The 20,300-nt window shown below is 51.4% G+C and carries 22 protein-coding genes; 11 read left to right on the forward strand and 11 right to left on the reverse strand.

The window, feature by feature from the left end; all coding sequences use genetic code 11:
• The first annotated feature begins 207 nt into the window (after positions 1–207).
• The 4 genes from BMX45_RS07245 to glpX all read left to right on the forward strand — a co-directional run bounded on the left by BMX45_RS07245 (position 208) and on the right by glpX (position 3,081).
• Entirely contained in the window at positions 208–381 is a 174-nt protein-coding gene (locus tag BMX45_RS07245; RefSeq protein WP_090909105.1) for a GapA-binding peptide SR1P, read from the forward strand.
• Between the two features lie 198 nt (positions 382–579).
• Positions 580–1,242 (forward strand): helix-turn-helix transcriptional regulator, encoded by a 663-nt coding sequence (locus BMX45_RS07250; RefSeq protein ID WP_009595798.1) that lies wholly within the window; start codon positions 580–582, stop codon positions 1,240–1,242.
• Between the two features lie 13 nt (positions 1,243–1,255).
• Positions 1,256–2,062 carry a pyruvate, water dikinase regulatory protein gene (locus BMX45_RS07255; protein WP_090909106.1) on the forward strand — a complete coding sequence of 269 codons (807 nt, stop codon included), beginning with the start codon at positions 1,256–1,258 and terminating at the stop codon, positions 2,060–2,062.
• Between the two features lie 41 nt (positions 2,063–2,103).
• Positions 2,104–3,081: a class II fructose-bisphosphatase gene (gene glpX / locus BMX45_RS07260; RefSeq protein ID WP_009595806.1), complete on the forward strand. Its 978-nt coding sequence runs from the start codon at positions 2,104–2,106 to the stop codon at positions 3,079–3,081.
• 97 nt (positions 3,082–3,178) lie between these two features.
• Here the strand turns inward: glpX and BMX45_RS07265 are convergent, their stop codons facing one another.
• Positions 3,179–3,682 (reverse strand): hypothetical protein, encoded by a 504-nt coding sequence (locus BMX45_RS07265; protein ID WP_009595848.1) that lies wholly within the window; start codon positions 3,680–3,682, stop codon positions 3,179–3,181.
• A gap of 236 nt (positions 3,683–3,918) precedes the next feature.
• Positions 3,919–4,776 carry a DegV family protein gene (locus tag BMX45_RS07270; RefSeq protein WP_015737093.1) on the reverse strand — a complete coding sequence of 286 codons (858 nt, stop codon included), beginning with the start codon at positions 4,774–4,776 and terminating at the stop codon, positions 3,919–3,921.
• Between the two features lie 174 nt (positions 4,777–4,950).
• Between BMX45_RS07270 and BMX45_RS07275 the strand changes: the two genes are divergently transcribed.
• Positions 4,951–5,808, forward strand: coding sequence for a hypothetical protein (locus BMX45_RS07275; RefSeq protein WP_090909107.1), 858 nt, complete (start codon positions 4,951–4,953; stop codon positions 5,806–5,808).
• Positions 5,809–5,886: 78 nt separating this feature from the next.
• On the opposite strand, the gene BMX45_RS07280 is transcribed toward BMX45_RS07275, so the two are convergent.
• Positions 5,887–6,798: a hypothetical protein gene (locus tag BMX45_RS07280; protein ID WP_090909108.1), complete on the reverse strand. Its 912-nt coding sequence runs from the start codon at positions 6,796–6,798 to the stop codon at positions 5,887–5,889.
• A gap of 269 nt (positions 6,799–7,067) precedes the next feature.
• Here BMX45_RS07280 and BMX45_RS07285 point away from each other — a divergent pair, with 269 nt between their 5' ends.
• The 5 genes from BMX45_RS07285 to BMX45_RS07305 all read left to right on the forward strand — a co-directional run bounded on the left by BMX45_RS07285 (position 7,068) and on the right by BMX45_RS07305 (position 12,582).
• The gene (locus BMX45_RS07285) at positions 7,068–7,817 is read left to right on the forward strand and encodes a DeoR/GlpR family DNA-binding transcription regulator (RefSeq protein ID WP_090909109.1); all 750 of its coding nucleotides are present in this window, start codon (positions 7,068–7,070) and stop codon (positions 7,815–7,817) included.
• Complete coding sequence (pfkB, locus tag BMX45_RS07290; protein WP_090909110.1) at positions 7,817–8,728, forward strand: 1-phosphofructokinase; 912 nt, start codon at positions 7,817–7,819, stop codon at positions 8,726–8,728. Before BMX45_RS07285 ends, pfkB begins: the two co-directional genes overlap by 1 nt.
• Positions 8,729–8,808: 80 nt before the next feature.
• Positions 8,809–10,779, forward strand: a complete 1,971-nt coding sequence (locus BMX45_RS07295; RefSeq protein WP_090909111.1) for a PTS fructose transporter subunit IIABC — start codon at positions 8,809–8,811, stop codon at positions 10,777–10,779.
• A gap of 234 nt (positions 10,780–11,013) precedes the next feature.
• Complete coding sequence (locus tag BMX45_RS07300; RefSeq protein WP_090909112.1) at positions 11,014–11,868, forward strand: MBL fold metallo-hydrolase; 855 nt, start codon at positions 11,014–11,016, stop codon at positions 11,866–11,868.
• Between the two features lie 111 nt (positions 11,869–11,979).
• Entirely contained in the window at positions 11,980–12,582 is a 603-nt protein-coding gene (locus BMX45_RS07305; protein ID WP_090909113.1) for a YitT family protein, read from the forward strand.
• Positions 12,583–12,678: 96 nt separating this feature from the next.
• On the opposite strand, the gene BMX45_RS07310 is transcribed toward BMX45_RS07305, so the two are convergent.
• The 3 genes from BMX45_RS07310 to BMX45_RS07320 form a co-directional block, all read right to left on the reverse strand.
• On the reverse strand, positions 12,679–13,350 hold the full coding sequence (locus tag BMX45_RS07310; protein ID WP_090909114.1) for a bifunctional 2-keto-4-hydroxyglutarate aldolase/2-keto-3-deoxy-6-phosphogluconate aldolase: 672 nt from the start codon (positions 13,348–13,350) through the stop codon (positions 12,679–12,681).
• A gap of 65 nt (positions 13,351–13,415) precedes the next feature.
• The gene (locus BMX45_RS07315) at positions 13,416–14,378 is read right to left on the reverse strand and encodes a sugar kinase (RefSeq protein WP_090909115.1); all 963 of its coding nucleotides are present in this window, start codon (positions 14,376–14,378) and stop codon (positions 13,416–13,418) included.
• Between the two features lie 158 nt (positions 14,379–14,536).
• Positions 14,537–14,743 carry a DUF1657 domain-containing protein gene (locus BMX45_RS07320; protein WP_090909116.1) on the reverse strand — a complete coding sequence of 69 codons (207 nt, stop codon included), beginning with the start codon at positions 14,741–14,743 and terminating at the stop codon, positions 14,537–14,539.
• A 161-nt stretch (positions 14,744–14,904) separates the two neighbouring features.
• Between BMX45_RS07320 and BMX45_RS07325 the strand changes: the two genes are divergently transcribed.
• Entirely contained in the window at positions 14,905–15,765 is an 861-nt protein-coding gene (locus tag BMX45_RS07325; RefSeq protein ID WP_090909117.1) for a DUF421 domain-containing protein, read from the forward strand.
• A 167-nt stretch (positions 15,766–15,932) separates the two neighbouring features.
• On the opposite strand, the gene BMX45_RS32205 is transcribed toward BMX45_RS07325, so the two are convergent.
• The 5 genes from BMX45_RS32205 to BMX45_RS07345 all read right to left on the reverse strand — a co-directional run bounded on the left by BMX45_RS32205 (position 15,933) and on the right by BMX45_RS07345 (position 20,290).
• Complete coding sequence (locus tag BMX45_RS32205; protein ID WP_223260591.1) at positions 15,933–16,016, reverse strand: putative holin-like toxin; 84 nt, start codon at positions 16,014–16,016, stop codon at positions 15,933–15,935.
• 284 nt (positions 16,017–16,300) lie between these two features.
• On the reverse strand, positions 16,301–17,416 hold the full coding sequence (locus BMX45_RS07330) for a GerAB/ArcD/ProY family transporter (RefSeq protein ID WP_090909118.1): 1,116 nt from the start codon (positions 17,414–17,416) through the stop codon (positions 16,301–16,303).
• A 32-nt stretch (positions 17,417–17,448) separates the two neighbouring features.
• Positions 17,449–17,652, reverse strand: a complete 204-nt coding sequence (locus tag BMX45_RS07335; protein ID WP_090909119.1) for a hypothetical protein — start codon at positions 17,650–17,652, stop codon at positions 17,449–17,451.
• Positions 17,653–17,663: 11 nt separating this feature from the next.
• Positions 17,664–18,830 (reverse strand): Ger(x)C family spore germination protein, encoded by a 1,167-nt coding sequence (locus tag BMX45_RS07340; RefSeq protein WP_090909120.1) that lies wholly within the window; start codon positions 18,828–18,830, stop codon positions 17,664–17,666.
• On the reverse strand, positions 18,830–20,290 hold the full coding sequence (locus BMX45_RS07345; RefSeq protein ID WP_090909121.1) for a spore germination protein: 1,461 nt from the start codon (positions 20,288–20,290) through the stop codon (positions 18,830–18,832). The genes BMX45_RS07340 and BMX45_RS07345 overlap by 1 nt, the downstream gene beginning before the upstream one ends.
• Positions 20,291–20,300 lie beyond the last annotated feature (10 nt).

Below are 20,300 nucleotides of genomic sequence, written 5' to 3' on the forward strand. Positions count from 1 at the left end.
CATGTTTTTTGTAACATTAAACATGATTTACTCATATCTTTATTTCTTGCCCAATACATTAAGAATATAGTGGAAAATAAAGGATGGGTGAAGCGAAGGAGTTGGGTTAGCGGTCTTTGGCATGAAGTGGAGAATCGTTTGTGACCCCTTGATATCCAAGCGGGAACTGCCTTGCAGCAAAGGGAATAAACATGAGGAGGAAATGTTATGAAAGCGTTAACAAGTCCAGTGGCAGCCAAAGGCAAGGCGAACGAGGAATGGGGCCTGATCATTTGCTCCAGATGCGATGAGATGGTAGACACGATTCCAACCGACGGAGTGAAAATCATTTATGGATTTTGCGGAAAAGGGGAATGCAAGGGCACGGACCTTCAGGACTGAATGATCGTGGCGATTAGCGGAATGATTAACCAGTATGCATGCTTAAGGGAGGAATCTTCCTGAGAGCATGCTTTTTTTGGATTTATAACCTTTTTTGATGGGTATGACAAAAATTATTGATACTTTATTCTGCATTTTTAGGTGAAAATATGTTGCATATATATTATATATGACGTATTATATCGGCAAGTAGAGGAAATGCACGCAGGAGGGATCACTATCGAACTGACGACAAGGCAGCAGGATATCGTCGATATCGTAAAAAAACATGCACCCATTACAGGAGATCAGATTGCGGAGATGCTGAATGTCAGCCGAGCCACTCTTCGCACCGATTTATCCAAGCTTGTGGTTCTGGATTATATTGATGCCAAGCCCAAGGTCGGGTACTTTCTGGGAAAGCGGGGAACGCGGGACCGGGAGGAAAAGTTTCGCCTTCTCAAAATGAAGGTTGGCGATCTGCACGGCGTTCCGGTGATTGTGCGTGAGACCACGACGATTCACGAAGCCGTTGTATCCTTGTTTCTGGAGAACGTGGGAAATTTGATCGTTACCGATGCCGACGGCCATCTGGCCGGTATCGTGTCCCGTAAGGATCTGCTCAAGGTAACGCTTGGCAACCCGACGGCCTCCTCCATGCCGGTAAGCCTGATCATGACCCGCCGGGCCAACGTAACAACGGTGCAGCCGGAAGACACGGTGCTGGATGCCGCACGAAAAATCATTAATCATCAAATCGATAGTCTGCCAGTGGTCGTTCCATCCACCACGGGAAATCCGGGGGAGCACTGGAAGGTTGTCGGTCGGATCACAAAAACGAATATTATCAAAATGCTGCTCGACATGGTAGCCGAGGAATAATGGGAGGAATCGGATGAATCAGGCATTAACTCATTTCATAGCAATCTGTTCGGACTCCATCGGGGAGACGGCTGAAGCGGTTGTTCAAGCTACCCTGCGCCAATTCGAGCTTCCGAATACAGAGGTTAAACGTTATATGAACGTTCGCGACGAGGAAGAATTGACCGAATTGATGGAGGAGGTGGCTAGGCGCGGAGGATTTGTGGCTTATACGCTCGTTCAGCCGGAGCTTCGCGAGGTCATGCGGGAAGAAGCCGTCCGGCTCAACATTCGCACCGTGGATATCATGGGGCCGATGATGCAGGCCTTTGCCGACACGTTCAACGACTATCCCAAGCGGCTGCCGGGCCTGCTTCACCGCTTGGACGACAGCTATTTCCGGCGGGTGGACGCGATGGAATTCGCCGTCCAGTATGACGATGGCAAGGATGTCAGCGCCATTTTGAAGGCGGACATCATCCTGCTGGGCGTATCCAGGATCTCGAAGACGCCGCTGTCGATGTTTCTCGCACATAAAGGCTACAAAACGGTCAATTTTCCGATCGTGCCGGAAATGTCGCCGCCCTCGCAGCTCAGAGAGGTCACGAACGGCACGATCATCGGACTTACGATCGAGCCGGAGCATCTTCTCAAAATCCGCAGCGAGCGCTTAAAGGTCATGGGACTGCCGCATCAGGTGCAGTATGCAGCCCTGGAGCGGATCCAGGAGGAGCTGGATTACGCCTTGTCGCTGTACGAGGATCTCGGGTGTCCCGTCATCGACGTCACGGATAAGGCAATTGAGGAATCCGCAGGACTGATTATGAATTATCTGAAATAAGCAGCATCGGTTAGGAAAATAGCAGAAGGAGGGATTCAATCATGGAGAGTTCATTAGCATTGGAGCTTGTAAGAGTGACGGAGGAAGCAGCGCTGCAATCCGCCCGCTGGACAGGAAGAGGTGACAAGAACAGTGCTGATGAAGCAGCAACGGTAGCGATGCGCAAGCATTTTGATTCCGCAGCGATGGATGGGGTCGTGGTCATAGGGGAAGGCGAGATGGATGAAGCGCCGATGCTGTATATCGGAGAGCGCGTAGGGAACCGCAAAGGTCCGAAGATGGACGTGGCGGTGGATCCGCTCGAAGGAACGGAAACGGTGGCGAACGGGCTGAACAATGCGTTGTCCGTGATTGCCGCGGCTCCACGAGGAACCCTGCTGCACGCGCCCGATATTTATATGCATAAACTTGCGGTCGGCCCGGAGCTTGCGGGCAAGCTGAGTTTGAATGACCCGATTGAGGTTACCCTTCGAAAAGCATCGGAGATCTTATCCAAGCCGCTGTCGGAGATGACCGTATCCATTCTCGACCGCGAGCGTCACAGCACGATGATCAGGGCTTTGCGAGAATCCGGGGTAAGGATTAAGCTGCTGAGCCACGGCGATGTCATGGGAGCGATCGAGACCTGCACGGACAGTGAGGTCGATCTCTACGTGGGCTCCGGAGGGGCACCGGAAGGCGTTCTGGCCGCAGCCGCCTTGAAATGCCTGGGCGGAGAAATCCAGGGACGGCTCATACCGGAGACGCCGGAGGATTTCGTCCGATGCCAGGGCATGGGATTGAAGCATCCCGAGCAGCTGCTGACGATGGAGGATATGGTAGGACGGGAAGGCGTGCTGTTCGTCGCCACCGGCGTGACGGCTGGAGATTTCCTGCGCGGGGTTAAATATATGCCGGGTCAGCGGGCCGAAACGCATTCGGTCATGATGTACTCCGGCACGAGAACCGTCCGTTATATCCGCAGCGTCCACCATCTGTTCCAAAGCAATGAAACCTTAGCCGCCGCTGCATCTTCTTGATGGATATGGGCGGCATCCGCTAAATAAAAGGCACTCCAAGGTTAGCCAACCTTCGGAGTGCCTTTATGCGTTGTTGACGGTTTGGCAAATCGTGCGCTCACCCGTGCCTCTTACGCCCGAGCATCAGCCAAGCTCCTCCAAGCACAAGCAGCACCGCGATGACAGGCTGAACGACCGAGAGGTAATTGAGTACGGGTCCGATCGAGAATACCACGAAGAACAGCAGTGACAGGACGGTCAGAATGTTAATCGGGATGAGCAGCCACTTGTTACGCGAACCGAACCAGTAGAACTCGAACAATCCGGCCGCAACGGCAAGAATAAAGCCGGGCCACATCGACCCCCAAGAGTCGAACAAGGAAGCGATTTGGCTGACAATACCGGCTGTGAGCAGAATGCCGCCCGGTATCAACAGCCCGATTCCCTGACGTCCGACCAGCGAGAAGTACATCCAATGAAAAAACAGGCCTAACGGGATCACGAACAGGGTAGGCCAGAACGTGGCAAAAATGGAACCGGCGCCTACGGTACCGCCTTGGTTCAAGAGCAAGTATGCGCCAAGCAGGATGAGCAGAGGTGCTAAGATTGTACGTTTCGTCATACAAACTTCGTTCCTTTCCTTATATAGATTGATTATTCCAAGAATACCATGCAAGGGATGGGGTGTCCTCGGTCCTTCGGGGAATGTTTCACCTAGACTTTGGTCTAGGATGGACATGTTTAACCTATTGGAGGCTCGTTTAATAAGTTCCTAAACGTTCTGCTTAGACGAAGGACAGAAAAGACAGCCCTGCAGCAGAGAACAACCAAGCAGAACTGTCTTCGGATATAAACAATTTATGATGGCTTCTTGGTATACATCAGACCGACGGTTTGAGGACCGCAGTGGCTGCAAATGACGCAGCCGGCCGTAGAAATGCTGACCTGTCGTGCGCCTGTCTTTTCCTGCAGTTCCTTCTGCAGGAATCGGGCTTCCTCCTCGGCCATGGTATGGACAACAACTATCAGATCATTGTCCATCTTATCCACTTGAGCCAGTGCATTCTGAATCATTTGATCCAGCGCCTTTTCTTTTTTGCCGCGCACCTTGTAAGCCGGGATCATGCCGCCGTCCACGACTTTGATCACCGGACGGATTTTGAGCAGGCTGCCGATGATGTTTTGCATGCCGGAGCAGCGTCCGCCTTTATACAAATAATCGAGCGTATCGACAACGAATTCGCACTCCACTTCGTTTACGGTACGGCTTAATAGCTCCACAATTTGCGGTATCGACGAGCCTTCATTGGCCGCGTGAACTGCCTTCATAACAAGCAGTCCGATGCCGGAGGAAAGATTGCGCGAGTCAAACACGGTAACCCGCCCTTCGGGCAGCTCGCCTGCAGCTATCAACGCATTTTGGTAGGTGGAAGAAAGCTCTGACGAAATGCTGAGGAACAGGATATCCTCGCCCTGTTCAATCGAAGGCGAGAAGGCCGCAATAAAGTCGGACGGAGAAGGTGCCGCTGTTTTGGGCAGGCTGCCGATCTGATCGACTTTGGCATACAACTGTTCCGGTGTAATGTCGACTCCATCCCGTAAGGATTGTTCTCCGAATACGACGTAGAGCGGAACGATGCCGATATTATATTCGTCTATCCACGAAGGTGGTAAGTCGCAGGTGCTGTCAGCAAAAATTCTAATTTTACCAGGCATGAACATCTCCCTTTATCAACTATTTGAGTCTGTATTACTACTAGAATACCTTGTTTGATCAGAAAAGGAAATGCTCTTGTCGTTTTGAACGCGAATGCGAAGGAATCGCCCAAAAAGCGGGAATTGTGCAACATTAACTCCAGGATTCCCGTTAATCATAATGGAGGTGGTTATATGGCAAAGCGAAAGCGTTGGAGCAACATAATCACAGCAGTTGCCGCAGCTATGCTGCTCTTGGCAATGACGGCATGCAGCGGCGAAGGCCCGACTTCTCAGCCGCCGGCGGATCCGAATCCGGTCGAGGAGCCCAAGTACGAGATTAAGCAAGGAACCGGTACTTACGTAGGTCAAATCGATAATAATTCAATCGAAATCGAGACCGCCGATGGTCCGACCGCATTCCGGCTGGGTGAGGGGATGGATCAGATCATATCCAAACTTCAGGGAGAAGAGCCCGTCTCCTATGAGTACAGGGAACAGCCGGTTGAAGGCGAGGAAGATTTGAAGCAGTTGATCCTCATCAAATTGAAAGTTGACAACGAAGGCGGCGGCTCGGGTTCCGAGAACGCGCAGCTTCCGGAAACCAAGGATTTCGAGCTGGAGCTGGAGGGCATGAAAGAAACCAAAACAGCCAAACTGGCCGAGGGTGACGGCTACGCGCTGTATATATTCGATATTTTTTCCTTTGATGCAAAAACCAACAGGCTGACCATGAATGTGGACCCGGATTATTACGTCGAGATTACGAAGCTGCCTTCGGATTATAACGCGGAAATACTCAAGCTTGAGGCGGAGAAGGAGCTTGCGGAGGTTGGCAAAGTCCATGAAGCTGAGGGCAGTGAAAGGCACAAAGTCATGAAGGATGCATCCGTGTATATGATAGGCGAAGGCGAGGGCCTGACCAAGATGTACATTGTGGATGAGTTTGACGGACAGGGTTATATATTCCGCGTAAATAACCCTCACCGCGAACCTTCCGAAGGATTTGCTACACATGCTTTTACATCCTTGGGCTCGATTGTTAATCGATAATGTCATGCAAACAGCCCCTGTCGTTTGGCCATAAGGCCAAGCAGCAGGGGCTGTATCGATATTCGAAAGGGTCCGACGTTACTTGGACGTCTCCAAGTATTGCTTAATGAAGCGCAGTGCATTCGCGTCGCGTTCCGTGCCTTCGCGAATCCCCGCAAACATTTCTTTCTTCAGGACGGGCAGTTCTTCGCCAAGCGGGCTGCCCATAATATCCACGGCATACACATGCTCCGCGCCGTCTTCCTCATTTGTACCCTTTACCAGCATCTCCGGGGCAAGCAGTTCCTTCAGCTCACTTTCGACTTCCGCTTCGAGCGGGCGTACCATGCCTTGATTGCCAATCCAATCAAAGGCGGTTTGATCCATGATATACAGATCAGGACGTTCGGTGGACAGCACCAGCAGTGCCTTTTGCAGCATGGCGGCATCCTGCGGATTGTTGGAATCCAGGGGAGGCACGTAGTTAATGTTAACGGTTACGCGTTTCCAATCGGGAAATTGGGCCAAAATTGCGTCTTCGATCGGTTTAAGGTCCTGTCCACCATCCTGGCTCATATAAGAACCGAGGAACATGACTTCCAGGTCAACCGGGGGCAGGCTGGCCAGCCGTTCCTTCTCTGCCTGATGGTTGAAAATGCTGATCACGATATAAATGAGAACACCCACCAGGGCAATGCCGCCGAGCACGTGGAATTTATAATAACGGAAGAAATGGTCGGTTTTCTCCGCCGTCCCGGCAAACCTCTTGTATTTGCCGTACCGTTTCTGATTCATCTCTTCCAAAGCTTTACGGTTCTCTTCTTCCAGGATGAATTTATAGGCTTTGGTGATTTCGGCAAACTCGGCTTCGATCTCCTCCGCCCGGTCCGGCTCCCGTCTTTGATGCGAACGGGTTTGGCGCATGAGCAGCGTATACCGGTCGTCAAGCTGTTCCTTGGTTGCATCCTCCGGCAGACCGAGCCGCTCATAGGCTTCTTTCAGTTGGTCCATTCATGTCACCTCTTCTATACTGTGAGAGTTTCCTAGTTACCAGTATATAGCGTAGAGGCAGCAGGTTACAAACGTTTATGAGATGTTTCGACGCTTCTCGGCTTGCTATGGGGCATACTGTCATCTATAAGAGGAAACACTCCAACTTGGCAGCTTGCCGGGATGGTAAATTATTCATCGATTTCCTGAAGGATCGTGAATGTTTTTGAAAGTTTTAGATTGTTTTTTGGGGCGAATATGATACTATATGCTGTAGAGGGGGATTCATTATGCTGACGGAAGAAAGATACCGAATCATATTAGAGCGCTTACAACAGCGCGGTGTCGTGAAGCTGCAGGAATTGGTAGAACTCCTTGAAGCTTCGGAATCGACGGTAAGGCGAGATTTGATCGACCTTGAAGAACGTCAATTGCTAAAGCGTATTCATGGCGGAGCCGCTCTGCCGAGCCCAAAGATACAAGAACCTGGAATTGAGGAAAAAACGTTCAAAAACATTCAACAGAAAAATGCGGTTGCCCGGTTGGCTGCAGCACAGGTTGAGGATGGAGAAAGCATTTACCTGGATGCGGGTACGACCACGCTGGCCATGATTCCGTTCATCGACGCCAAAGACGTCACGGTTGTCACGAACGGTTTATCCCATATCGAAGCGTTGGTCAGCAAGCGGATCAAAAGCTATCTGCTGGGCGGCATGATGAAGATTCATACCAAAGCCGTCATCGGAAGCATCGCGCTGCAAAATATGGACAACTTCCGTTTTGACCGGTGCTTTCTGGGCACGAACGGCGTGGATGCGGAGATGGGCTACACCACCCCCGATCCGGAAGAAGCCTTGATCAAGCGGCGGGCCCACCAGCTGTCCGCTTCCAGTTACGTCCTTGCGGATTCCAGCAAAATCGGAGAGGTTTCCTTCGCCAAATTGCTGGACTTGAACGAAGCGACGCTGATTACGGAGTCCTTGCCGGAAACATGGAAGAAGGTCATTTCACAGAAAACCAAAATAATTGAGGGATCATAATGATATATACCGTTACACTGAATCCTTCCATTGATTATATCGTGGAAGTTGAACATATCGAGCTTGGCGGATTGAACAGAATGACCCGGGACATGAAGTTTCCGGGCGGGAAAGGAATTAACGTATCGCGGGTGCTGAACCAGCTGGGAGCCGATAATACGGCTATCGGTTTTCTTGGCGGTTTCACCGGCCGTTATATCGAAGAGATGCTCGGTAAGGAAGGAATCCGCACGGATTTCGTGAACATTGCGGATGATACCCGAATCAACGTTAAGCTGAAGCATGGCGGAGAGACAGAGATCAACGGCTTGGGACCCGATATCCGGGAAGACGAAACGAAAGAGCTGCTCCATAAGCTGTCACAGCTTGAAGCCGGCGATATCGTTGTGCTGTCAGGCAGCGTGCCGCCTTCGCTGGGTTCAGACTTTTATGGCCGTCTGATCGAAGCGTGCCGAAAGGGCGGCGCAGAATTCGTCATGGATACCACCGGCGAGGCTCTAATGAAGGCATTGGCCAATAAGCCGCTCCTTGTGAAACCGAACCACCACGAGTTGGCCGAGTTGTTCGGCGTTGTCATTGACTCAAGGGAGCGGCTTGTGGAGTACGGACGGAAACTGCTTGAGAAGGGCGCGCAGCATGTCCTAATCTCCATGGCGGGAGAAGGGGCGCTGTTCATCACGGCCGATCAAGTCTATCACGCCCATGTTCCGCCGGGTACCGTCCGCAATTCGGTCGGTGCCGGCGATTCGATGATTGCCGGATTCGTCGGCACGCTTGCGAAGGGCCAGGGCCCGATCGAGGCATTCCGGACGGGGGTCGCCTCTGGAAGCGCTACGGCGTTCTCGGACGACTTGGCGGCAAGGGAAGCGATTGATGAGCTGCTTCCTCTGGTTAGGATCACGGAGTGGTGAGCCGCTTCACATCAAATAACCGGTAATGGGCGGTAATGGCGCGGTTATCACCACGAAGATTTCAAGGGAGTGTGAATCACATGAGAATTACGGATTTAATGATACAAGAAACAATGATCATGGATCTGAAGGCGGTCACGAAGGAGGCTGCCATCGATGAACTGATCGGGAGTCTGGCCGCCAGCGGGCGGATCAACGATCCGGTATTGTTTAAAGAGATGATCCTGAAGCGTGAAGCCGAATCCAGTACGGGGATCGGCGGCGGCATTGCGATGCCCCACGCCAAGACGAAAGCAGTTAACGAGCCGACCGTCGTGTTTGCCAAGAGCAGCGAGGGCGTGGATTTCGAAGCGCTGGACGGTGAGGCGGCGCATGTATTTTTCATGATCGCCGCTCCCGAGGGAGCGGGAAATACGCATCTGCGTACCCTTGCAGCGTTATCAAGGCTGTTGATTGATGCGGAATTCATCGCAGAGTTGATGAAGGCGGAGACGCCGGCGGAGGTAACGGCTTTATTCGACTCCAAGCAGGCGGTTGAAGAAGCCGCCAAGGCTGAGAGGGAAGCGGCCAAAAAAAGGGAAGCCGCACAAAAGGAAGCGGAGAACCAGCATCGGGAATCCGACATTGCAGCCCAAGCTGACCAACGGGAGGTTTCTGCCGGGGCCTCGACTCCGTTTGTGGTTGCCGTAACGGCTTGTCCGACCGGCATTGCCCATACGTTTATGGCCGAAGACGCCCTTAAGAAGAAAGCCCAGGAGATGGGCGTAGAAATCCGGGTGGAGACGAACGGCTCGGAGGGCGCGCAGAACATATTGACGGAAGAGGAAATCCGCAGGGCCTCAGGCGTCATCATTGCCGCCGACAAAAACGTGGAGATGGCCCGCTTTAACGGAAAACCCGTTCTCCAGCGTCCTGTCAGCGACGGCATCCGCAAATCGGAGGAGCTGATCCGCAAGGCGATGGGCGGCGATGCGCCGATCTACCGCAGCGAAGGCGGCGGTGAGCCGAAAGCGAAGGACGCGGAGAAGGGCAGCATAGGCACGAAAGTGTACAAGGACCTGATGAATGGTATTTCGCACATGCTGCCGTTTGTCGTGGGGGGCGGCATTCTTCTGGCCATCTCCTTCCTGATCGAGCAGCTTGCCGGCGAGGATCATCCGCTCTTCCAGCTGCTGCAAACGATCGGCGGAGGAGACGGTGCCTTCCACTTCCTGATTCCGGTTCTGGCGGGTTTCATAGCGCTCAGCATTGGCGATCGTCCGGCATTGATGCCCGGCATGGTCGGAGGCCTGATGGCCCTCAATTCCAATTCGGGATTCCTTGGCGGTCTTGCGGCAGGTTTCTTGGCCGGTTACGTGGTTATCCTGCTGCGCAAAGCGTTTGCGGGGCTGCCCCGAGCGCTTGACGGCTTAAAGCCGATTCTGTTGTACCCGGTCGTCGGCCTGCTTGTTACCGGAACGATCATGTTCTACTTGTTCGATCCGTTCTTCAGCTGGATCAATCTCGGCCTGATTGATATTCTTAACAATTTGGGTACCGGCAACGCGGTGATTCTCGGTCTGATTCTGGGCGGGATGATGTCGATTGATATGGGCGGTCCCTTCAATAAAGCGGCTTATGCATTTGCGATCGGCGTATTCACATCCAGCGGCAACACGAACGGAGCCATGATGGCTGCGGTCATGGCCGGCGGGATGGTGCCTCCGCTGGCCATTGCTCTGGCCACGACGTTCTTCAAGCATAAGTTCACGGAGCAGGAACGCAAATCGGGCGTGACCAACTATGTGATGGGCCTTTCCTTCATAACGGAGGGAGCGATCCCGTTCGCCGCGGCCGACCCGCTGCGCGTACTGACATCCTGTATTCTCGGTTCCGCGGTGGCAGGCGGGCTGACGCAGCTGTGGAGCATCAACGTTCCGGCCCCGCACGGGGGAATCTTTGTCGCTGCTCTTGCCAATCATGCGCTCCTATTCCTGCTCTCGGTTCTCATTGGTTCGGTGATCTCGGGTGTGCTGCTTGGAGTTTGGAAGAAGCCGCTTGAACGAAAATAGACTCAATTACACGGGTTCAAGGCAAGCCATTCAGCTTACCTTCGACCCGTTTTTTCTTATGACGGCAGGCCCTGATTTTCTGATATAAGAACGCTTAGGAATGGTGTGCCGACGGGAATAAACGGAGGATCCGCGATTCTCTTGGGGAACAGAATCTACGAATATCCGGATTTATACTGGGTACGTCATGGTATAATCTAGTCATGTTAGGAACAGGAAGGAGAGAGGACAGAGATGAGAGAACAGAACAGCAGCAGCCGGGGGCCGGAGCAGCTGATCGATGAAATCAACCGGACGTCTACAACCTATGGGATGGCGGCCGTATGGTTTTTGGGCCAGGAGAGCGTTGTCCTGAAGGGCGGGGAGGTTGTCATCTATATCGACCCTTATATGTCAGCCGACCTGGAACGGAAAGCGGGATTTCAGCGCGCGTTTCCGGCTCCGCTGCAGCCGGAGCATATTACGAATGCAAACATGGTCCTGATCACCCATGAGCACGATGATCATATGGATCTCGGAACGATTGCGGTCATCGCCAAACAGAATCCGGAAACAGCGTTTGTTGCGCCGGCATGCTGCCATGAAGCGATGCGCGGTGCCGGCGTTGCGCCGGAGCAGCTGTTTGCGGCCGTATGCGATGAATGGCAGCAGTTTGACGGCTTTCGTCTGATGGCGATTCCGGCTGCCCACGAGACCTTGGACGAGCATGAAGAGTTTGGACACCGATTCGTCGGTTACCTGGTGGACATTCAGGGCGTGTTGATCTACCATGCGGGAGATACCGTAGTCTATCCCGGATTGGTGGAAAGGTTGCAGGCGCACTCCATTGATATCGGGATGGTGCCGATCAATGGGGGAGATGCCTTCCGCCGGAAGGACGGCATCGTCGGGAACATGGGCTTCCGGGAAGCCGCGGAACTTGCCGCAGCGTCGGCATTCGATTTGACCATTCCGATGCATTACGATATTTTTCCATGGAATGGAGAGAAGCCGGGGTACTTCGTGGATTATTGCTATGAGAACCATCCGTATATGAAAACCAAGGTGATGGCACGCACCGAGCGATTGCTTTATGTAAAAGCGGAGTAAGCGATAACATTCCAATGGAATTTTTTTTCAAATACGGGACAGCGAGTTCGCAATTTTTCGAAATGACAAGCATATGAATAAGACATGCCTTTATAAATGGAGATGTGGGATATGCTGTCATTTCGAAAACATGTCATTATCGTGATCGGAAGCTTTCTGATCGCGATGGGGACAAATTTTTTTCTTGTCCCGCATAAAGTTCTGGATGGCGGAGTTATCGGGATTGCTCTGATCGCCAACTACGTGTTTGACCTACATATCGGATTCGTAATCATTTTGTGCAGCATCCCCATGTTTATCGCCGCCTGGATGTTAAACCGCGAAATTTTTTACAATAGTCTGTCAGGCATGCTGATATCTTCGTTTGTCATCGATTTGCTCTCCCCGTTGCAAACGGATTTTTTGCGTTTTTTTGCTCCCCATGTGATAATCAGCGCGCCCATAGGCGGTGCGTTGATCGGAGCCGGGCTAGGATTGATGCTGAGGAATGATGCAAGCACGGGCGGAACGGATCTGTTGGCTCATTTTCTGGCAAGGTATCTGCCCTTGAATGTAGGCGTCATTATTTTGCTGATGGATGCCATCATCATCGGATTCGGCGGCGTTCTGCTCTCGGGAAGCACCTTTGTGTACTCCATTCTGACGATTGTTGCAGGCGGTTTTACAACGGGCATGATTACACAGAAACGATGGTTTTCGAAAGAGAAGGATTAAATAACGACAAGCCTATCAAGATCGACTTGATAGGCTTGTCGTTATTTATGAAGATGAAACATGCAGCGAAGGCCATCTATGAACTACTGCATAAGGTTATTTATGTGAGGTTTGAGCTTCCTTAAAGGCGTGGATGTAAGCACGGGCCTTCTCCGTAATCAAGTTGAAGTCTCCGCTCTTCAGCGCGTCTTTAGTCAGATCGGATCCGATTCCGACCGCGAATGCCCCGGCCTTGATCCATTCATGCAGATTGTCCAAATTCACGCCCCCGGTCGGCATGATATTGGCCTGCGGCAGCGGACCCTTCAGAGACGGTATGACGGACGGAGAGTACAGATTGCCCGGGAAGAGCTTAACGACATCGACGCCAAGCTCAAGCGAGGCAACGATATCATGAACGGTAACGGCACCCGGCATGACCGGAATGCGATAACGGTTGCAGAGCATAATCGTATCGCGGTCGAACCCTGGGGAGACCACGAACTCGGCACCGGCCAGGATCGTGATTCTGGCTGTTTCTGCATCCAGAACCGTACCGGCGCCGATGATGGCATAGTTGTCCGCTTGCGGGTCTTTGGAAGAGTACATTTTGGATAACGTCGTAATGGCTTCCGTAGCGAACGGTACGGTCATGGTAACCTCGATGACCTTGATGCCGCCTTCAATCGCGCGTTGAGCAATCTCTACAACCTCATCGGGAGAATCGCCGCGCAGGACCGCGACAACGCCAGCCTGATGGATCTGTTCGATCAGTTTCAATTTTTTCATGTTATACACTCCTTCTTAATCTATGCATTCTATTAGATGATGGCTTGATATCCAATCATAGCGGGTCAACGTTCGATATGGGCGGCATTTCCTCGCCGCTGCTGAACTTCCTCCCAGGTCGGAAGCGCTTCCCAGTCACCTGGGGCTTGGATGACGAGGGATCCGGTTAATCCGCCTAGGGACAAGGCCTCCTCCGGTGTCCAGCCTTTGGCGATGCCTGCCAGGAAGCCTGCGCAGAAGCCGTCTCCCGCGCCAACGGTATCCACTACGTGCTCCACACGCTCAAAAGGAAGGGAGTAGGTCCCGGTTTCCCGAACAATAACGTTGTTTCCGTCGAAACTCTTGATCACGGACATGCCAGGGAGCTGACGCAGACGGTCCAGGATCACCTGCTCGTCCTCCGTTTCGAACAACAGCTTGCATTCATCATAGCCAGGGAGGAAATAATCACAGCTTTCGGCAAGCTCCAGCAATACGGGGCGAGCCTCCTCAATGTTCCACAGCTTCAGCCTGAGGTTCGGATCAAAGCTGATCTGGACGCCATGCGTTTTGCATACGGAAATGACATGCCGTATCGTATCCAGGCAGCTGCTGCTTAAGGCGGCGGTGATGCCCGTGAAATGAAGGATGCGGGCCTTGGCTATGTATTCGGAGTCTACATGGTCCGGCGTCATTTGGCTGGCGGCAGAGCCTTTGCGGTAGTAATAGACGGAGGATTGACCGCGAACGTTCTGTCTCAGCATAAGGCCGGTCGGTGCCGCATCCGTTTGTCTGGCGCTGGAAACATCGACCCCTTCACCTCGAAGCGTTTTCAAAATGCCGGTTCCGATCGGATCGTTGCCGAGCTGACCGAACCATCCGCTGCTGCAGCCAAGCCTGGAAAGCCCGATGGCGAGGTTGCTTTCGGCGCCGCCGAAGGACTGGGCCATGGTTCCTCCCTGGCCAATGCCCCGTGTGCCTTCGGGATATAATAATCCCATTGATTCGCCGAACGTGATGACATCGATAGGACGCATACCATTATTCATAGAATCTACCCCCTTATATTCAGTCTCCGTTATTAACACTTTACCCTGATGGTGAGGATAACTCAATAAAAAATAACACAATATAAATAACCTCCTATCCGGGAAAGATAGGAGGTATGCATGGGCTTTCAGCATAGGAGAAAGCAAAGAAACAATGCTTAGAAACCTTTATACTGAGGCTCTTCCTGTTCAAGCTGCTGAACCCGCTGGGCCACTTGGTCTACGACTTGCTGCGTTTGTTGTGCCGCGGAAGTGAACAGATCCTTGGCATTTTGATCTTGCGTAGACAGCGCAAATTGCTCAAGGCTAGCCTGAGCGCTTTTTAAGGATGAGAGGCATGTTTTCACATCGGAAGCTACGGTCATTGGTTTTTATCACTCCTTTCATGCGTAATAATGTACGCATTTTGGAGAAGAACATGCATGAAGCATGGCAAGGAAAATAATGGTGTGATTTCAAATAGGATATTTGACAATAATCTATATAGTGATTGCTATGTCATTACATCGAAAGGAAGGTCGTTGTTGTGCCTCAATGGTTGGAAATCGTACTTAGAACCGTATGTGCCGTGGTCGTGTTGTTTCTGATGACGAAAGTGCTTGGCAAGCGTCAGGTTTCGCAGCTTTCTTTTTTTGAATATTTAACGGGGATTACGATCGGTAGCTTGGCCGCCTATATCTCCTTGGATCTTGAAGCGAACTGGTATTTGGGATTAATTGGGTTGGGCGTATGGGTAGGCTGTTCATTACTTATCGAATTCCTGCAGATCAAGAGCAAGAAGGCTCGGGACTTTATCGATTTCAAAGCGACGGTGCTTATTAAGGATGGAAAGATATTAGAAGATAATTTAAAGAAAGAGAGGCTGACGTCAGATGAGTTAATGGAGCAGCTGCGGAAAAAAGATGTATTTCAGGTCGCTGATGTGGAATTTGCCATCATGGAGTCGAGCGGGGAGATTAACGTTCTGCAGACGCGCGAAAATTTGCCTCTGACCCCTAAAGATCTCGGAATTAAGGTAGCTCCTGAGAAAGTTGCACAAGCCGTCATCATGGACGGTAATGTCATGGATGAATCGCTGCGCGTGATGGGTTTCAATCGGGGATGGCTGATCGAAGAACTGGACAAGCAGGGCGCCAAGATTAAGGATGTATATTTTGCCCAAGTAGATACCTACGGACAATTAACCGTCGATTTGTATAACGATCAGATCCAGGTGCCCCAAAACGAGGAACGGAAGCTCTTGTATGCAAATTTAAAGAAATGCCAGGCGGATTTGGAATTGTTCAGTCTCAGCACGAAAAGTAAGAAAGCTAAGAAAATGTATGAGGAGAGCTCCAAACGGATGGAGAAAATTTTAGCCGATGTACAGGCGATTCTGAAGACGTAATGGACGTCGCCGAGTCATAAATCCGCAAAAACCGGAATAGGATATTTTTGTGTATCACAAAAGGAGCCGGTTGCCGCCGACTCCTCGTACAGCAGATCTTCGCCCGCAAGGTGGATATTTGCTTGCAACCAGACGTAAGAAATAGATTCATCTGTTCCAGGACGGGTCTATTTCTTATTATGGAAGGCAAGGATCGAAACGACCAGAGTAGCGAACGAAATCATTAAAGCCAAAGCTTCATTCACGCCCATGCCGATCACCTCCTGCTGCCACCCTTGCTTAGCTGGTCTACTGTACTATATAATATGCCAATTGCTTACAATAAAAGAACCTTTTTGTAGGAAGCGCTTACATAAAAGTTGGTTTTTTGACGAGATCAGAAAGCATAAACATCGGAGATTTATCATACTTTTGAGAAAATTTCTTCTTAACCATGTTGATCCGTAAGATGGGAGCGGCTGACGGCCGCTCTTTTTCATGCTGAATTTCGAAAGACGAACAGGATGGAAGGCGGTTCATTACAAGTTCAAGACTCTCAAGCGGGTTTATGATCAGGCTTTGGTCTTGGTTTTGGTCTACGCTTGCGTTTACGGAAAAGGGAAGCGACCCAATAGAACATCGGGATTAACTCCATAAAAATAAAGAACATCGCCATCCCGAAGGAATTGAAGTCCTGGAGAAAGAGAATCGGATTTTGCGAGTATTGGTATGCAATCACCATTGCCGTTCCTCCGATGATCGCGATCAGCGGACCGTCCATCTGCTTCAGGTTTAGGAGCTTCGCCAGACACCTAGTGCTCACGTGGATGAGGAAGGCGCTGTGAAAGAACATCGAGCTGCTCCATAACCCAATGATCAGCGGATCGGCATTGCCAAGGAACCCTCTGGCTGCACGCATTAATTCGACGAGCGGATACTGCAGCTCGCGTCCCAAATAGGGTCCGAAATTCAGCAGGGCCGAAGCCCATTGGAGCATCACGGCTACCGTGACCAATAGTCCCGCCGTAGCAAGGTTGCGAAAGGATTTTTTGTTGAATTGGATATAGGGAGCCAGAAAGAGGAACACGAGCCATTCCGCGAAGAATGAAAGGCAGAACAAGCTGTCCATGAGTACGGATCCATAATTGTGATGCCTGACCATCGCAATCATCATATCGAAATGCGCTTCCTTAAAGAAAAACATATTCATGGACACAATGGCAACGACGATGACGAGAAACAGCCCGTCGGAAATATAAATCATCGTCTCCATGCCCCATCTAGCCGTAACCATCACGACAAGGCCCACAATCAGGAGGACGAACCATTGTGGGGACTCCCGCATGTAATTGGTATCGAAGAATAATGTGAAACCTTCGATATCCATTCCTATGTAATTGATTGACCAGAAGAATACCAAAGCGACAATCGGAAAGTGGATCCATTTGCTGACCAGGGCGCTGCCGAATTCGATCCAGGGTTTCCGTGGATCCCACTGTCCGACCTTCAGCATAAACCAGAGGAAGATCAGGCTCACCGCATAACCGCCCAGAATCGCGGCCCATCCCAAATATGCCGAATTCCACAAGAGGGGACTGATTAGAAATCCCGTAGGTATGGCATTAAGATAGACAAATCCTAAACGGAACAGCTGCCAAGGCGTATTGCGCATGTCGGGTTCGTACCTCCTTTCGTTTTTAGATGTTACAGCTTATCCAGCCAGCCGAACAGCAGCATGATCAGATGATTAGGGGTCAGCCACTCGTGAGTGTATAGGGCGATTACATTCCAGACGGAAAAGACAAGGATCAGAATGAGCATCGTCCATTTTTCACGGGAAGACCTTACCTTTTTCTTTGCGAAGTACCATTCCGTCAAGGCGTATACGAGGAACAGAAGAGCCAGCATGGCACGCCTCCTTATTTCGGGCTCTTTTTGAGTATGGACCCGAAGTTTCGAATTTTGATGTCGGTAACCACCTGAATCTCAACTTCGTTCTTGTAGTAATCAGACCAGTCGGAGCGAACCTTCTGCCAATGATCGGGATAGTTCCAGTCCACCAGCATTCCGAGCTGGAGGACATCTGCACCGACCCGCTGCGAGGTATGGAGGGCCTTTCTGAGGTGACCTGCAATGAGTTCATTGAGCTCATGCTCAATAAGCTGTTTAGTCTGAAGAAGATCCAATTGAGTTTGAGTTTGCTTGTACACCACGTCTCCTGTCCCGCTTAGCTTGACGGTGAACACCGGATGGCCCGATACCATGCGTACGGATTTGCTGGAGCGGGTTGAAATCAGGAAAGTGCTGGCTTTGCTTTTTTCATCCCATGAAACGGTATACAGGGGGGCTTTTAATTCGTTTACTCCCCAACTGACGGCAAGCGACTCCTCCATAGGAAGGGTGGCCACCAGCTTATGTTTATGGAACAGCGCCGTGCCTTGAATTCCCGTCCACGGCTCCAGTCTCTCCTGGTCAGCAACCATTGGCTTCATGCCTGCCGCCAAATAGGTAAGGGCATACCCTTGATTGCCCGATTCGGCATAGAGGCAATCCTTCAGGTTCGTGGTGATCATGTTGTGCTGGTCCGCAAACCGGATGAGCACCTCGGAAGGCATTTGTTCAAAGACCGGTGTCAGCTCAGCGACTTTTTTCGCATCGCCGGGCGCAACCATGATATAGATGCTCAAGTTCGTTGTCGGTTCCCGATTGAGCCATTCCATCAGATCCTCTAGTCCGGCTTCCGCATAGCTTTTGCCAACGACAACGACCTTAGTGTGGCTGAAGTCGAAACGGCGTGAAAGATCCCGTTGAATCAGGTGGAGGGCATCCTGCACGGTGGTGGACGATCTGGTTACCATGGCATACGGATCTCCACCGCCCTTCCCGCCTGCTTGACGCCCGGATGTGAGCCGGTTAGGCAAGGGCGCGCTGATCGTAACTTCCACGCTTTCGTCTTTCGGGCTTTTATTCACGTACATGGCAAATACAAAGGTTTGCTCGTTGATCTCAACCTTGGTCAGGTTGAAGCCGCAGCCTGTCAACAACGATAATGGCAGCAGAATTTTCAACCATTTGAGTAGAAGCATTATCGTTTTCGTCTCCTTAAATTGTTGGATGATGCATAGGTTTTAGGCCTGTTCTTCATCAGCTTGGACGGCGCCCGCACGAAGGTGTCCTTCCATTCCGATAAAACAAGGGGTGCAACGGGCTGCAGATACGGCGTATTGAACGACTTCAGGGAAGCCATATGTCCATACACCAGGAAGGCGGCCGTAAACACGCCGATCAGACCGAGCGTTCCTCCAAGTATGAGGATGGGAAAGCGCAGCAAGCGGAACGCCAGCCCCAGCTCGAAGTGCGGAATGATGTAAGAAGCGATGCCCGTTATCGAAACCACGATGACCATGGGGTTCGATACGATCCCCGCTTCCACCGCGGCCTGTCCGATGACAATGGCGCCGATGATGGATATCGTCTGCCCGACGGGCTTCGGGATACGGGTCCCGGCTTCCCGCAGCGCTTCAAATGTCAGTTCCATGATCAGCGCCTCCGCTAAGGCGGAGAACGGTATGTTTTCACGCGATGCGGCTAAGGTGATCAGCAAATCGGTTGGTATGATGGATGGCTGAAATGTTGTGATAGCGACATACAGGGCGGGCATCAATAATGAAATAATCGCGAACATGAACCGGACGATCCGAATCCAGCTGGAGGAGAAGAAGCTGTGATAATAATCCTCGGACGACTGCAGCAGGGAAAATAGGGTGACGGGCACGATCAGCGCCGAAGGCGTTCCGTCCTGCATGATGCCAACCCGGCCTTCAAGCAGGGATGAGGCAACAGAATCGGGTCGCTCCGTGTATTGAAACTGAGGAAAGGGGGATTTTACGCCTTCCTTCATTTGTTCGGACAAGGTACTGATCCCGAATGTCCCGTCGATGGACATGCTGCTCAGCTGCCGGTCCACTTGAGCGACGATTTCGGGTTTGCACAAACCATCGACGTACACCATATAAACGGCGGTCTTGGAGTAGTCGCCGATCTGGTAGCGCACGGTTTTGAGATCCGTATGTTTGATTTTGTGCCGGAGCAGCGATAGATTTGTTCCGATGTCTTCGATAAACGCTTCCTGCGGCCCATTTACCACCAGCTCGTTCTGCGATTCCGAAACCGACCGCTTTTGATATAACACAATGTCGAATAAATAAGCCTCTGCCAGCTTCTCCACAATCACGACGGCCCTGCCTTCAACGATCATATCGGCAATATACTCGGCCGAGGAAGAACGCTCGAACGGAACCGACAGCATATCTCCCCGATCCATGCGGTCAATGAAATCAAGGAAATCATGCTGAACCTTCGCAGCTTCCTTAATCAACGGTTTGACGATGTATTCATGCAGGGTGCTGATATCCACGATAGGTTCAATGTAGATGACTGTGCACGTCGATCCATGGAGACGCAAGGATTGGTAGATGACATCTTCGCAATGTTCCAGCCGCATTTTAATAGGATCGAGCAGCGCGGGCCGTAAATTCGATTTCATTGAAACTTCC

The sequence above is a fragment of the Paenibacillus sp. cl141a genome (assembly GCF_900109305.1).
In the GTDB taxonomy this organism is placed as follows: Bacteria; Bacillota; Bacilli; order Paenibacillales; family Paenibacillaceae; genus Paenibacillus_AQ; species Paenibacillus_AQ lautus_A.